This window comes from Mycobacterium paraense (assembly GCF_002101815.1).
Classification (GTDB): domain Bacteria; phylum Actinomycetota; class Actinomycetes; order Mycobacteriales; family Mycobacteriaceae; genus Mycobacterium; species Mycobacterium paraense.
In genome coordinates, this window is the sequence record NZ_LQPM01000002.1 from 1 (window position 1) to 12,782 (window position 12,782).

At 68.6% G+C, this 12,782-nt stretch carries 16 protein-coding genes; 7 read left to right on the top strand and 9 right to left on the bottom strand.

Going from position 1 to position 12,782, the window contains the following annotated elements; translation table 11 throughout:
* The 9 genes from AWB89_RS00545 to AWB89_RS00585 all read right to left on the bottom strand — a co-directional run.
* On the bottom strand, positions 1-537 hold a 537-nt coding region (locus AWB89_RS00545), incomplete at its 3' end, for a PE family protein (RefSeq protein ID WP_142280083.1).
* A gap of 92 nt (positions 538-629) precedes the next feature.
* On the bottom strand, positions 630-1,496 hold the full coding sequence (locus AWB89_RS00550; protein ID WP_085171129.1) for an SDR family oxidoreductase: 867 nt from the start codon (positions 1,494-1,496) through the stop codon (positions 630-632).
* An 18-nt stretch (positions 1,497-1,514) separates the two neighbouring features.
* Positions 1,515-1,976, bottom strand: a complete 462-nt coding sequence (locus AWB89_RS00555) for a lipoprotein LpqH (protein ID WP_085171130.1) — start codon at positions 1,974-1,976, stop codon at positions 1,515-1,517.
* Between the two features lie 7 nt (positions 1,977-1,983).
* Entirely contained in the window at positions 1,984-2,592 is a 609-nt protein-coding gene (gene rfbC, locus AWB89_RS00560) for a dTDP-4-dehydrorhamnose 3,5-epimerase (RefSeq protein ID WP_085096436.1), read from the bottom strand.
* Between the two features lies 1 nt (position 2,593).
* Entirely contained in the window at positions 2,594-3,589 is a 996-nt protein-coding gene (gene rfbB / locus AWB89_RS00565) for a dTDP-glucose 4,6-dehydratase (protein WP_085096506.1), read from the bottom strand.
* A 28-nt stretch (positions 3,590-3,617) separates the two neighbouring features.
* Positions 3,618-4,484, bottom strand: a complete 867-nt coding sequence (locus AWB89_RS00570) for an LLM class F420-dependent oxidoreductase (protein ID WP_085171131.1) — start codon at positions 4,482-4,484, stop codon at positions 3,618-3,620.
* Between the two features lie 21 nt (positions 4,485-4,505).
* Positions 4,506-5,336 (bottom strand): LLM class F420-dependent oxidoreductase, encoded by an 831-nt coding sequence (locus tag AWB89_RS00575; RefSeq protein ID WP_085096432.1) that lies wholly within the window; start codon positions 5,334-5,336, stop codon positions 4,506-4,508.
* A gap of 29 nt (positions 5,337-5,365) precedes the next feature.
* Complete coding sequence (locus AWB89_RS28210) at positions 5,366-6,856, bottom strand: ATP-binding protein (RefSeq protein WP_085096430.1); 1,491 nt, start codon at positions 6,854-6,856, stop codon at positions 5,366-5,368.
* Complete coding sequence (locus AWB89_RS00585) at positions 6,853-8,529, bottom strand: NAD(P)/FAD-dependent oxidoreductase (RefSeq protein ID WP_085171132.1); 1,677 nt, start codon at positions 8,527-8,529, stop codon at positions 6,853-6,855. Before AWB89_RS00585 ends, AWB89_RS28210 begins: the two co-directional genes overlap by 4 nt.
* Positions 8,530-8,782: 253 nt before the next feature.
* On the opposite strand from AWB89_RS00585, the gene infA reads away from it, so the two are divergent.
* From infA to rplQ, 7 genes are all read left to right on the top strand, one after another.
* Positions 8,783-9,004 carry a translation initiation factor IF-1 gene (gene infA, locus AWB89_RS00590; RefSeq protein ID WP_003418601.1) on the top strand — a complete coding sequence of 74 codons (222 nt, stop codon included), beginning with the start codon at positions 8,783-8,785 and terminating at the stop codon, positions 9,002-9,004.
* A 52-nt stretch (positions 9,005-9,056) separates the two neighbouring features.
* Positions 9,057-9,170, top strand: a complete 114-nt coding sequence (gene rpmJ, locus AWB89_RS00595) for a 50S ribosomal protein L36 (protein WP_003879483.1) — start codon at positions 9,057-9,059, stop codon at positions 9,168-9,170.
* Positions 9,171-9,408: 238 nt separating this feature from the next.
* Positions 9,409-9,783: a 30S ribosomal protein S13 gene (gene rpsM / locus AWB89_RS00600; protein ID WP_066907568.1), complete on the top strand. Its 375-nt coding sequence runs from the start codon at positions 9,409-9,411 to the stop codon at positions 9,781-9,783.
* Between the two features lie 6 nt (positions 9,784-9,789).
* Positions 9,790-10,212, top strand: coding sequence for a 30S ribosomal protein S11 (gene rpsK, locus AWB89_RS00605; RefSeq protein WP_066933867.1), 423 nt, complete (start codon positions 9,790-9,792; stop codon positions 10,210-10,212).
* A 22-nt stretch (positions 10,213-10,234) separates the two neighbouring features.
* Entirely contained in the window at positions 10,235-10,840 is a 606-nt protein-coding gene (gene rpsD, locus AWB89_RS00610) for a 30S ribosomal protein S4 (RefSeq protein ID WP_085096427.1), read from the top strand.
* 130 nt (positions 10,841-10,970) lie between these two features.
* The gene (locus AWB89_RS00615; protein WP_085096425.1) at positions 10,971-12,014 is read left to right on the top strand and encodes a DNA-directed RNA polymerase subunit alpha; all 1,044 of its coding nucleotides are present in this window, start codon (positions 10,971-10,973) and stop codon (positions 12,012-12,014) included.
* A 117-nt stretch (positions 12,015-12,131) separates the two neighbouring features.
* A complete protein-coding gene (rplQ, locus tag AWB89_RS00620; protein WP_085171133.1) occupies positions 12,132-12,776 on the top strand; it encodes a 50S ribosomal protein L17 in 645 nt (214 codons plus the stop codon).
* Positions 12,777-12,782 lie beyond the last annotated feature (6 nt).

Genomic DNA, 12,782 nt, shown 5'->3' on the forward strand with positions numbered 1-12,782 from the left:
CGCCCCGCCGTTCCCGCCGTTGCCCAACAGGCCGGCGGGCCCGCCCGCCCCGCCGGGCGCGCCGACGGCGGTGCTGTTGCCGCCGTTGCCGCCGTTGCCGGACAAGAATCCGCCGGCGCCGCCGGGTGTTCCGATCCCTTGGGCGTTGGTTATGCCGTTGGCGCCGTTGCCGATCAGCGGACGCCCGAAAAGCGTGTTGGTGGGAGCGTTGATCAGGCCCAGCAGGTCGTCCTGGAGGGTCTGCAGCGGCGAGGCGTTGGCGGCGTCGGCCGCCAGATAGGCGCCCGCACCCGCGGTGAGGGTCTGCACCAGCTGGCTGTGAAATGCCGCCGCCTGAGAGCCCAGCGCCTGATACGCCGAGGCGTAACCCGAAAACACCTCCGCGACGGCCGCCGACACCTCGTCACCGGCCGCCGCCAGCACCCCCGTCGTCGGTGCGGCGGCCGCCGACTGGGCGGCGCCGATCGCCGAGCCGATGCTCGCCAAACGTGTTGCCGCATCGGCCATTACATCCGGAACCGCAAGCACAAACGACATCCGACCCCTCAACGGCTCACGTGAAGCGGTCGCGGCCCGACTACTGCGACAAGGGTGATCGTAACGCCACTAGTCGGCGAAAGCGGTTGTTTTCAAGCGTTATTCGGCTCCGCTTCGGAGCCACCGGAATCCATCGCCCGGAGGCGCCGGAGCGCGAGCCTCGCGTTCCACGCCGACAAGGCCGGCGAGAAACGTTCCAGATACCACAACGCCTTCCACCAGCCCGGCACGATGATGATCGCGTCGCGGCGCGACACGGCACGAAGGACACGCTCGGCGAACTTCTCGGGTGCCATCGGCCGCATCGGCTCCCAGAACTTGAGCAGCGCCTCGTCGCCGGCGCCGGTCTTCGTCATTCGCCCGTACACCCCGCCGGTGAGGATCGGTGTCCGGATCGCGCCGGGGCACAGCACCGAGACCACGACGCCGTGGCGCTCGGCCTCCAATCGCAGGGCTCGGGACAGCGCGACGACGGCGTGTTTGGCGGCGGTGTAGCTCACGGCGCCGGGCGAGGCGAGCAGGCCGGCCATCGACGCCGTGTTCACGATGTGGCCCGAGCGCTGCCGGATCATGATCGGATATACCGCTTGGATGCCGTGCACCACGCCGTGCAGGTTCACGTCGAAGACGTCGTTCCAGTCGTCGAGCGTGTACGAGTCGACCTCGCCGCCCACGCCGATGCCGGCGTTGTTGAACAGGTAGTCGATGTGCCCGGAGTGCCGGACCGCCTCCGCGACTGCGCTTTCGAACGCCGGGTCGTCGCGCACATCGAGCTCGATCGCGTGCGCCTTCGCGTTACCGCTGCCCAGGCGTTCCGCCAGCTCCTGCGCCGCCCCGATCTGGCGGTCGGCGATCCACACCTCGGCCCCCTCGTCGACCAGCCTGGTGGCCAGCGCGGCGCCGATGCCGGACGCGCCGCCGGTGACGAATGCGATCTTGCCCGAGAAGCTCGACGCCATTGGGGCAGGATAACTCGCCTACGGGCAGGTGACGCTGACTTCGAAAGGCTTGTGCACCTGCGCGCCCGCGTTGTCGGTGCCGCTGGCCGTGCCGGTGATCTTGTAGGTGTTGCCGGTCTTGGTGGCGGTGGCGCTTTCGCCGGGCACGCCCTCGGTGAAGCTCATCACCACCCCGTCGACGGTGCCGAGCCCCGCGCCGTGGACCACCGACCCGTCGGGCTCGAGCCCGACGATGATGCCGGTGGCCATGTCGCCGACCGCGATGGAGAACTTGCCGTTGTTCGTGCCGCACACCACCGGGCCGCCGACGTTCTGCGGCCGCCCGCCGATGGTGACCCGCACGGGCCCGGCCGCGGCGGGGCTACCGGATGAGGTCGCGGCGGAAGGCGTTGCGCTCGAAGGGTTGTCGGCCTTGGCGCAGCCGCCCAGGCCCGTGGCGATGGCCGCGGTCGCGAAGGCGATCAGCCATCCGCGCTTCATCGATCGCTCAGGTATCGCGCAGACCCGCGATGAACCCCTGCGTCTCCTCCCAGGTGGGCAGGACGCCGGACGCGCGCACTTCCTCGAAGCTCGGCGCCGCGGCGTCGCGGTCGGACAGCGTGGGGGCGGCGCCGTCGACCAGCGGCCAGTCGATCGCCAGCGTCGGGTCGGTCGCGCAGATGGTGTGCTCGCGCTGCGGGTTGTATTCCGACGAACACAGGTACACGATCGTCGAATTGTCTTGCAGCGCAAGGAACCCGTGCCCCAGGCCCTCGGAGATGTAGACCGTCCGGCGGTCCTTGTCGTCGAGCAGGACGGAGTCCCACTGGCCGAACGTCGGGGAGCCGACCCGGGTGTCGACGACGACGTCGAAGACCGAACCGGACACGCAGGTCACGTATTTCGCCTGGCTCGGTGGCACCTGCGCGAAGTGCACGCCGCGCAGCACGCCGGCCGAGGACACCGAGCAGTTGGCCTGCCGGACGTCGAGCCGGTGGCCGGCGAACTCGGTGAACGCCCGGTCGGTGAGCCATTCGAAAAACATGCCGCGGGAATCGCCGTGGATGGTCGGCGTGATCTCCCACGCCCCGGGGATCTTCAGCTCGCGCGCGCCCATGTCACTGACCCCGTTCTTCGTAGCGGCCCTCGGTGGCCTCCTTGAGGGGCCGCCACCACGCCTCGTTCTCGCGGTACCAGTCGATGGTGGCGCGCAGGCCCTCCTCAAAGTTGGCATGCTTTGGCGTCCAACCCAATTCGTTGTACAGCGTGGTCGGGTCGATCGCGTACCGCAGGTCGTGGCCGACACGGTCGGTGACGTGGTCGAAGTCGTCGGGATCGCGCCCCAGCGCCTCTAGGATCGCGCGCATGACCGTCAGGTTGTCGCGCTCACCCTCGGCAGCGATGAGGTAGGTCCGGCCGTTCTCACCCTTTTCCAGGATTCGCCGGACCGCGCTGTTGTGGTCCTCGACGTGGATCCAGTCCCGAACGTTGGCGCCCGCGCCGTACAGCTTGGGGCGGCGCCCGGTGAGCACGTTGGTGATCTGCCGGGGGATGAACTTCTCGACGTGCTGATACGGCCCGTAGTTGTTCGAGCAGTTGGAGATCGTCGCGCGCACGCCGTAGGACCGCACCCAGGCCCGCACCAGCAGGTCGCTGGCGGCCTTGGTCGCCGAGTACGGGCTCGACGGGTTATACGGCGTCGACTCGGTGAACCGGCTGGGCTCGTCGAGCTCGAGATCGCCGTAGACCTCGTCGGTGGAGACGTGGTGCAGCCGCACGTCGTGGCGCCGCACCGCCTGCAGGATCGCGAAGGTCCCGACCACGTTGGTCTGCAGGGTCGTCCACGGGTCTTCCAGGGAGTTGTCGACGTGGGTCTCGGCGGCGAAGTGCACGACCGCGTCGGACTCGGCGACCAGCGCGGCGACCAGCGCGGCATCGGCGATGTCGCCCTTGACCACCGTGATGGCGTCCTCGACGTCGGCCAGCGACTCGCGCCGCCCGGCATAGGTGAAGGCGTCAAGCACCGTCACGGAATCCTCGGGATGCTCCCGCACCGTGCTGTGCACGAAATTCGCGCCGATGAAGCCGGCTCCACCGGTGACCAGCAATCGCATGGTCACACACCCTAACCGAGCCTGATGATCAGTTTGGGGCAGTTAGCCCTAATGGTCCCGCCAGCTCGCGCAACGCCGACACCAGCGCCTCGTCGTTCGAGGTGCCCAGCACCTGGACGGCCACGTGATCGGCCCCGGCTTCGCAATGTTCACCCAGGCGCCGCGCGATGTCCTCCGGCGTGCCATGGGCCACCACCGCGTCGATCAGCTTGTCGCTGCCGGGCTTGCGCACGTCGTCCTGGGTGAAGCCGAGCCGCAGCCAGTTGTTGACGTAGTTGCTCAGCCCCAGGTAGCGGTCGGCCGTTTGCCGCCCGATCGCCCGGGCCTCGGCGGCGTCGGTGGTCAGCACCACCTTGTGCTCGGGCGCCAGGAACACCGACTTACCCAGCTGTTCGCGCGCCTTGGCCGTGTGCTCCGGCGTGGTCAGGTACGGGTGGGCGCCGGCGCTGCGTTCCGCGGCCAGCTGCAACACCCGCGGCCCGAGCGCCGCGAGCACCCGCCGGCTGGTCGGCACCATCGCGGCGTCGAGCGCGTCGAGGTAGTTGACCAGGGCGTCGTAGGGCTTGATGTACTCCTCGGTGCGCTCCCGGTGGCCCACCCCGACCCCGAGCAGGAAGCGCCCGGGGTGGGCGCTTTCGATGCGCGCGTAGGACTCGGCGACCGCCGGCGCCGGCGCGGACCAGATGTTGACGATCCCGGTGGCCAGCTGCAACGACGTCGTCTGCGCGAGGGCCGGGTCCACCCACGCCAGGTCCGCGTCCGGCGACCCGCCGACCCAGATCGCGCCGTACCCGAGCGCCTCGATCTCGGCCGCGAACTCGGGCGTGATGGAGCGGGTGGGCAGCCAAACCCCGAACCGCCCCAGATCGGGTTTCAGTGCCACTGCCTCGGTCATCGGTGTCCCCCTCCGGTCCGGTTAGCTCAGTCCGAGCGGCCCCGCCAATTCGGCCAGCGCCGACACCAGGTTTTCATCCTTGGTGAGGACCTGCACGGGGACGTGGTCGGCGCCCGCGTCGAGGTGCTCTTTCAGCCGCGCCGCGATCTGCTCGACGGTGCCGTAGGCCACCACCGAGTCGACCAGGCGGTCGCTGCCCGGGCGGACGACTTCGTCGTCGGAGAAGCCCAGCCGCTTCCAGTTGTTGCGGTAATTGGCCAGGTTGAAGTAGATGTCGAGCGCCTTGCGGCCCACCGCGCGGGCCTTTTCGGCGTCGGTGGTCAGCACCACCTTGTGTTCGGGGGCCAAGAACGCCGACGGGCCGATCAGCTCGCGGGCCTGCGCGGTGTGCTCGGGGGTGGTCAGGTAGGGGTGGGCGCCGGCGGACCGGTCGGCCGACAGCTTCAGCACCCGGGGGCCCAGCGCAGCCACCACGCGCCGGTCGGCCGGCACGCCGTACTCGTCGAGCTGGTCCAGATATCCGACGAGCGCGTCGTAGGGCTTGCGGTACTCGGTGTGCGCCTCGGGATGGCCGACGCCGATGCCCAGCAGAAACCGACCCGGGTAGGCCTGGTCGATGCGGTGGAACGACTCGGCCACCGGCCCGGCGGCCGCCGTCCAGATGTTCACGATGCCGGTGGCCACCTGCAGCGTCGTCGTGGCCTCGAGCAGGGGCTCCACCCAGGCCAGCTCGGCGGGCGGGGAACCGCCCACCCAGACGGCCCCGTAACCCAGGGATTCGATTTCTTTGGCTTGCTGGGGCGTCACGCCGCGTCCGAACGATCCGAACCGGCCGAGGTTGGGCTTGGTCATGGTTGTTCCCAACCGGGGCGGTGACGCGCCTATTCCGCGGGGTCGAGAGCCTCCACGTCGGGGGCTGCGGGCGCCTCCAGCGGCAGCAGCACGATGAACCGGGTGTCGCCCGGCGCCGATTCCACCCGCAGGTCACCCCGGTGGTTCTTGACGACGATGTTGAACGCCAGGTCCAGCCCCAGGCCCGTGCCTTCCCCGAACGGTTTGGTGGTGAAGAACGGTTCGAAGATCCGGTCGCGCACGTCGTCGGGGATCCCGGGCCCGGTGTCGCAGATCTCGATTCGGGCCATGTTGCCCTGCCGGCCGGTGCGGATGGTCAGGGTGCCGCCCTCGTCGCGCATCGCGGCGAGCGCGTTGTCGATGATGTTCGTCCACACCTGGTTGAGATCGCCTGGGTAGCAGGGGATTTCCGGAAGCGATTTGTCGAATTCCTTGACCACCGCCACCTTGGCGTCGGTGCTCGAATGCGGGCCCAACCGGTCGGCGAACATCGTCAGCGTGCTGTGCAGCAGCTCGTGGACGTCGGCCACCTGGAAGGGGGCGCGGTCCATCTGCGAATACTGCTTGGCGTCGGCGACCAGCGCCGAGATCCGCTTGCTCGCCTCCAGAATCTGGTTCAGCAGCAGCTCGCCCTCGACGGTGTAGGTCAGCCAGCGGATGGCCTTCTCCAGCGAGGTCGACGCGCCGAGCTCCTCGGTCGCCGCCGCGATGCGTTCCAGCCAATCCGTGTCGAGGCCGCCCTCGACGAACGTCGGGGCGATGTCCCAACCGCCCTCGACGCCATGGTCTTCCAGCCATTCGCCGACGGCGTCCTCCATGTCGGCCGTCTCGATCGCCGTCATGTTCACCGACGCCGACTTCGTCACCTGGGCCGCGACCTCTTCCTGCAGCGCAACCAGCGCCCGCAGCGCCTCCGGGGTGACGGTCCCGTCGGCGAGCATGGCGAGTTTCTGGCGCATGCCGGCGACCCGCTGCCGCAGCTCGGAGGCCGCGCGGACGGTGGCGGCGGCCGGGTTGTTCAGCTGGTGCGTCAGCCCGGCGGACAGCTGGCCGAGGGCGAGCAGTTTCTCCCGGTTGTCGATGATCCGGCGGGTGCGCTCCAGGCCGACGGCCATCCCGTCGAGCAGGTGGACCGCCATCGGGAACTGATCCTTCATGAAGTGGGCGAACGCCGGCGCGTCGAGCACGAAGAACCGGGACGGCTTGGTGACGTACACGGTCGCGTCGTAGCTCTGGTGCTGCAGGTTCCCGGTGAAGGCCCGCCAGGCGCCGCAATACACGCCGCGCTGTGCGGTCCGGTTCGTCTCGATCTCCTGGCCGCCGGAGAGCTTGAACATCGCCAGTTCGCCCTCGATGAGGACGTACAAACACGTCGCCGGTTCACCCTCGACGCAGATCGGGCCGGGCTGGTACTGGGCGATGTGCCCGCTGGCACACAACGCTTCGAGCTGCTCGTCGGAGAGGGCCTCGAAGAGGAACAGGCTGCGCAGCTCGCCGGGCTGACACGGCGTCTCGGTCATGATTCGGCGAGGTAGCGATGCACCAGCATCACCGCCATGGATCCCTCGCCGACGGCCGCGGCGACGCGCTTGGCGGACTCCGCACGGACGTCGCCGGTGGCGAAGACGCCGGGGACGCTGGTCTCCAGGTGGTGGGGCGGCCGGTCCAGCGCCCAGCCGCACACGTTGCGCAGGTCCGGTCCGGTGAGGATGAAGCCGTGGTCGTCGCGGGCGACCACCCCGTCCAGCCACTCGGTGCGCGGCGCCGCCCCGATGAAGATGAACATCCGCGCGCAGGTGACGTCCTCGGTGTCCCCGGTCCGGTTGTCGACCAGGGTCAGGCGCTGCAAGTGGTCTTCCCCGACGGCGCGGCGCACCTCGGTGCAGGTGCGCACGGTGATGTTGGGTCGCTGCTCGATCTGCTGGATCAGGTAGTACGACATCGAGGCCTCGAGCGAGGGGCCGCGCACCACGATGGTGACCGACTTGGCCTCGCGGGACAGGTACATCGCGGCCTGCCCGGCGGAGTTGGCCCCGCCGACGACGTAGACCTCCTCGCCCGCGCACTCGGAGGCGACGGAGACCGCGGCCCCGTAGTAGACGCCGCGGCCGGTCAGCTCGCCGCAGCCCTCGGCGGGCAGCTGGCGGTAGGCGACGCCGGTGGCCAGGATGACCGCGTGCGCGTCGATGGAGCCGCCGTCGGCGAACCGCACTGTGCGCTTGGCGCCGTTGACCTCCAGCGCCGTCGCGGTGCGGGCGGTGATGAGTTCCGCCCCGAACTTCTCGGCTTGGCGCCGGGCGCGCTCGGCCAACTGGCCCCCCGATACGCCGTCGGGGAAGCCGAGGTAGTTCTCGATGCGCGAGCTCTGGCCGGCCTGCCCGCCTGTGGCGGTGCGTTCGATCAGCACCGTGCGCAGGCCCTCGGACGCGCCGTAGACGGCGGCGGCCAGGCCCGCGGGTCCGCCGCCGATGACGATCAGGTCGTAGAACTCCTGCGACGGCGTCGTGGTGAGGCCCAGGGTGTCGGCGAGCTGGGCGTCGGTCGGTTCGACCAGGGTGTCGCCGCGCTCGGTGACGACGACCGGGAGCCGCAGGCAGTCCGCGCCGGCGGCCTTCAGCAACCGCTCGCCGTCGGGATCGTCGGCCATGAACCACGAGTAGTGCAGCCCGTTGCGGGCCAGGAAGTCGCGCACCTGCCAGGACCGCTCCGACCAGCGGTGCCCGATCACCTTGGTGTGCGGGATGGGGTGTTCGGGCGCCGCCAGCCACGCGTCCAGCAGCCCGTCGATGACGGGGTAGAACTTCTCCTGCGGCGGGTCCCACGGTTTGAGCAGGTAGTGGTCGAGGTCGACGACGTTGATCGCGTCGATGGCGGCGTGGGTGTCGGCGTAGGCGGTGAGCAGCACCCGCCGTGCCGCCGGGTACAGGTCCATCGCCTGCTCGAGGAATTCGATGCCGCTCATCTGCGGCATGCGGTAGTCGGCGATGAGCACCGCGACCGTCTCGCCGCGCAGCTTGAGCTCCTTGAGCGTCTCGAGGGCGTCGGGGCCCGATTCGGCCCGCACGATGCGGTGCCGGTCGCCATAATGGCGGCGCAGGTCGCGGGCGACGGCGCGGGAAACCGAGGGATCGTCGTCGACGGTCAGCAGGACGGGTTTGCGGGGCTGCACGGCGGAGTCTGCGGGACTGCTCATCGGCGTTAAGTATGCCCTCGTCAGGCCCGGTTTGGCAGGTCGTAAAGGCGGGCCGGATTTCTCTGGCAGCGATTTTGGGTAAGGGCCCATTACCAGGTATCGTTGACCAACGGTGCGGTTTCCGCGCCGACTTTTTGTGTGCCCAGTCCCTAGGAATTTCCTGTCACCGGCTCACGTTTTGAAGTCGGTGTGTATGTCGCGCCGATCCGGGCGCTGACGCGAACGAAACGAATGACGAGGATTGCTGACAAGTATGGCCAAGAAGGACGGTGCCATCGAGGTCGAGGGCCGCGTGGTCGAGCCCCTGCCCAATGCGATGTTCCGCATTGAGCTGGAGAACGGCCACAAGGTGCTCGCCCACATCAGCGGCAAGATGCGGCAGCACTACATCCGCATCCTGCCCGAGGACCGGGTGGTGGTGGAGTTGTCTCCCTACGACCTGTCCCGGGGCCGCATCGTGTACCGGTACAAGTGACAAAAAGCCCGAACCGACCACCGACGAGAAGACAGAACAGGATCGACCAGCCGTGAAGGTGAACCCGAGCGTCAAGCCAATCTGTGACAAGTGCAGGGTGATCCGTCGGCATGGGCGGGTCATGGTGATCTGCTCCGATCCGCGCCACAAGCAGCGGCAAGGCTAGCGGCGATCGCAAGCGCGGCGTAGCCGGGCGCGGCGGGTCGCCGTTATATGCCCAGCAAGCCGGGGCCAAGTAACACCCACAACTGAATGCAGACCTCCCAGCACCACTGAGCGGCTCGCATCTTTAGAGATGGGCCCGCTCATCCACGCCCGGACGGAGGCCGGGCCCCGCCTCGAACTGTCGAAGCGGGAACGGACTGGGATAAGACCTCCGCCTAGAAAAAGAGGAAACGCCACATATGGCTCGACTAGTAGGCGTCGATCTCCCGCGTGACAAGCGGATGGAGATCGCGCTGACGTACATCTTCGGCGTCGGGCGTACCCGCGCCAACGAAATCCTGGCCGCCACCGGCATCGACAAGGACCTGCGCACCCGGGACCTCACCGATGACCAGGTGACCCACCTGCGTGACTACATCGAGGCCAACCTCAAGGTGGAGGGCGACCTGCGCCGCGAGGTGCAGGCCGACATCCGCCGCAAGATCGAGATCGGCTGCTACCAGGGCCTGCGGCACCGCCGCGGCCTGCCGGTGCGCGGCCAGCGGACCAAGACCAATGCGCGCACCCGCAAGGGCCCGAAGCGCACCATCGCGGGCAAGAAGAAGGCCAGGTAACACCGGATGCCACCAGCAAAAAAAGCGCAGGGAAGCTCCGCTAAGAAGGGGCAGCACAAGACCCGGAAGCGGGAAAAGAAGAACATTCCGCACGGCGCCGCGCACATCAAGAGCACGTTCAACAACACGATCGTGACGATCACCGACCCCCAGGGCAACGTCATCGCCTGGGCGTCGTCGGGTCACGTCGGGTTCAAGGGTTCGCGCAAGTCGACCCCGTTCGCCGCCCAGCTGGCCGCGGAGAACGCCGCGCGCAAGGCCCAGGAGCACGGCGTGCGCAAGGTCGACGTGTTCGTGAAGGGCCCGGGCTCGGGCCGGGAGACCGCGATCCGGTCGCTGCAGGCGGCGGGCCTGGAGGTCGGCGCGATCTCCGACGTCACGCCGCAGCCGCACAACGGATGCCGTCCGCCGAAGCGACGTCGGGTCTAGCAGGGTCTAGGAGGAGAAAAACATGGCTCGTTACACCGGACCCATCACCCGCAAGTCGCGCCGGCTGCGCACCGACCTCGTCGGCGGCGACCAGGCCTTCGAGAAGCGCCCCTACCCGCCCGGCCAGCACGGCCGCGCGCGGATCAAGGAGAGCGAGTACCTGCTGCAGCTGCAGGAGAAGCAGAAGGCGCGCTTCACCTACGGCGTGATGGAAAAGCAGTTCCGCCGCTACTACGAAGAGGCCGTGCGGCAGCCCGGCAAGACCGGTGAGGAACTGCTGCGCATCCTCGAGAGCCGGCTGGACAACGTCGTCTACCGCGCCGGCCTGGCGCGCACCCGACGGATGGCCCGCCAGCTGGTGAGCCACGGGCACTTCAGCGTCAACGGCGTGAAGGTGGACGTCCCCAGCTACCGGGTGTCGCAGTACGACATCGTCGAGGTGCGCGACAAGTCGCTCAACACGGTGCCGTTCCAGATCGCGCGGGAGACCGCGGGCGACCGCCCGATCCCGAGCTGGCTGCAGGTCGTGGGGGAGCGCCAGCGCATCCTCATCCACCAGCTGCCCGAGCGCGCGCAGATCGACGTGCCGCTCACCGAGCAGCTGATCGTCGAGTACTACTCGAAGTAAAGACCCCCTGCGCTGAACCCGGCGCAGGTTCGCGACGATCGCAAGCGCGGCAAAGCCGGGCGCAGCGAGTCGGAGCGGACAACACAGCGGCATCAAATAGCGGGTGCCGAGAAGGAGAAGAAGAAACACCATGCTGATCTCACAGCGACCCACACTGTCCGAGGAAGTCCTCACCGACACCCGGTCCCAGTTCGTCATCGAACCGTTGGAGCCCGGATTCGGTTACACCCTCGGCAATTCGCTGCGCCGCACGCTGCTGTCGTCGATCCCCGGCGCGGCCGTCACCAGCATTCGCATCGACGGCGTGCTGCACGAGTTCACCACCGTGCCCGGCGTGAAGGAAGACGTCACCGACATCATCCTGAACCTCAAGGGCCTGGTCGTGTCCTCGGAGGAGGACGAGCCGGTCACCATGTACCTGCGCAAGCAGGGTCCGGGCGAGGTCACCGCGGGTGACATCGTGCCGCCGGCCGGCGTGACCGTGCACAACCCCGCCATGCACATCGCGACGCTGAACGACAAGGGCAAGCTCGAGGTCGAGCTCGTCGTCGAGCGCGGCCGCGGCTACGTGCCGGCCGTGCAGAACCGGGCGTCGGGCGCCGAAATCGGCCGCATCCCGGTCGATTCCATCTACTCGCCGGTGCTCAAGGTCACCTACAAGGTGGACGCGACCCGTGTCGAGCAGCGCACCGACTTCGACAAGCTGATCCTGGACGTCGAGACCAAGAGCTCGATCACCCCGCGCGACGCGCTGGCGTCGGCCGGCAAGACGCTGGTCGAATTGTTCGGCCTGGCACGGGAACTCAACGTCGAGGCCGAGGGCATCGAGATCGGGCCGTCGCCGGCCGAGGCCGACCACATCGCGTCGTTCGCGCTGCCGATCGACGACCTGGACCTGACGGTGCGCTCGTACAACTGCCTCAAGCGCGAGGGCGTGCACACCGTCGGCGAGCTGGTCAGCCGCACCGAGTCCGACCTGCTCGACATCCGCAACTTCGGCCAGAAGTCCATCGACGAGGTGAAGGTCAAGCTGCACCAGCTGGGCCTGTCGCTCAAGGACAGCCCGCCGACCTTCGACCCGTCGGAGGTCGCCGGCTACGACGTCGCCACCGGCACCTGGTCCACCGAGGCCGCCTACGACGACCAGGACTACGCGGAAACCGAACAGCTGTAATAGCCGTCCGGTGACGATGCGGCCGTGCAGCGGCCGCTGAGGAACCGGATACCAATAACTGAAGTCCGTCCCGGCCCTACCTGATACGGGGGTCGGCCCCACTTAGGAGATAGCGCAATGCCCAAGCCCACCAAGGGCCCTCGCCTCGGCGGGTCGTCTTCCCACCAGAAGGCCCTGCTGGCCAACCTGGCGACGTCGCTGTTCGAGCACGGCCGGATCAAGACGACCGAGCCGAAGGCTCGTGCGCTGCGGCCGTACGCGGAGAAGCTCATCACGCACGCCAAGAAGGGCACGCTGCACAACCGTCGAGAGGTGCTCAAGAAGATCCGCGACAAGGACGTGGTGCACGCCTTGTTCGCGGAGATCGGGCCCTTCTTCGCCGACCGCAACGGCGGCTACACCCGCATCATCAAGGTCGAGCCGCGCAAGGGCGACAACGCCCCGATGGCCGTGATCGAGCTGGTGCGGGAGAAGACGGTGACGTCGGAGGCCGACCGGGCGCGACGGGTGAAGGCGTCGAAGAAGGCGGAGGCGCCGGTGGCCGCGGCCGCGGCGCCGCAGGCGGCGGTCGAGCCGGAGGCGGCCGAGGGGCCGACGGCCGACGATGTCGTGGAGCCGGCCGAGACCGAGGCCACGGAGACCGAAGGCACGGAGACCGAGGCGACGGAGACCGAGGCTGCCGCTGAGGAAAAGCACGACGAGGCCATCGCGGCGCGGGCCGAGGCCGAGGCCGCCGAAGCGGACGAGGCTGACGAGAGTTAACGACCC

Excerpts from the sequence above, each read along its gene's own strand:
- AWB89_RS00550 (WP_085171129.1), bottom strand. The coding sequence starts at position 1,496 with ATGGCGTCGAGCTTCTCGGGCAAGATCGCATTCGTCACCGGCGGCGCG.
- AWB89_RS00555 (WP_085171130.1), bottom strand. The coding sequence starts at position 1,976 with ATGAAGCGCGGATGGCTGATCGCCTTCGCGACCGCGGCCATCGCCACG.
- rfbC (WP_085096436.1), bottom strand. The coding sequence starts at position 2,592 with ATGGGCGCGCGCGAGCTGAAGATCCCCGGGGCGTGGGAGATCACGCCG.
- rfbB (WP_085096506.1), bottom strand. The coding sequence starts at position 3,589 with ATGCGATTGCTGGTCACCGGTGGAGCCGGCTTCATCGGCGCGAATTTC.
- AWB89_RS00570 (WP_085171131.1), bottom strand. The coding sequence starts at position 4,484 with ATGACCGAGGCAGTGGCACTGAAACCCGATCTGGGGCGGTTCGGGGTT.
- AWB89_RS00575 (WP_085096432.1), bottom strand. The coding sequence starts at position 5,336 with ATGACCAAGCCCAACCTCGGCCGGTTCGGATCGTTCGGACGCGGCGTG.
- AWB89_RS28210 (WP_085096430.1), bottom strand. The coding sequence starts at position 6,856 with ATGACCGAGACGCCGTGTCAGCCCGGCGAGCTGCGCAGCCTGTTCCTC.
- AWB89_RS00585 (WP_085171132.1), bottom strand. The coding sequence starts at position 8,529 with ATGAGCAGTCCCGCAGACTCCGCCGTGCAGCCCCGCAAACCCGTCCTG.
- infA (WP_003418601.1), top strand. The coding sequence starts at position 8,783 with ATGGCCAAGAAGGACGGTGCCATCGAGGTCGAGGGCCGCGTGGTCGAG.
- rpsM (WP_066907568.1), top strand. The coding sequence starts at position 9,409 with ATGGCTCGACTAGTAGGCGTCGATCTCCCGCGTGACAAGCGGATGGAG.
- rpsK (WP_066933867.1), top strand. The coding sequence starts at position 9,790 with ATGCCACCAGCAAAAAAAGCGCAGGGAAGCTCCGCTAAGAAGGGGCAG.
- rpsD (WP_085096427.1), top strand. The coding sequence starts at position 10,235 with ATGGCTCGTTACACCGGACCCATCACCCGCAAGTCGCGCCGGCTGCGC.
- AWB89_RS00615 (WP_085096425.1), top strand. The coding sequence starts at position 10,971 with ATGCTGATCTCACAGCGACCCACACTGTCCGAGGAAGTCCTCACCGAC.
- rplQ (WP_085171133.1), top strand. The coding sequence starts at position 12,132 with ATGCCCAAGCCCACCAAGGGCCCTCGCCTCGGCGGGTCGTCTTCCCAC.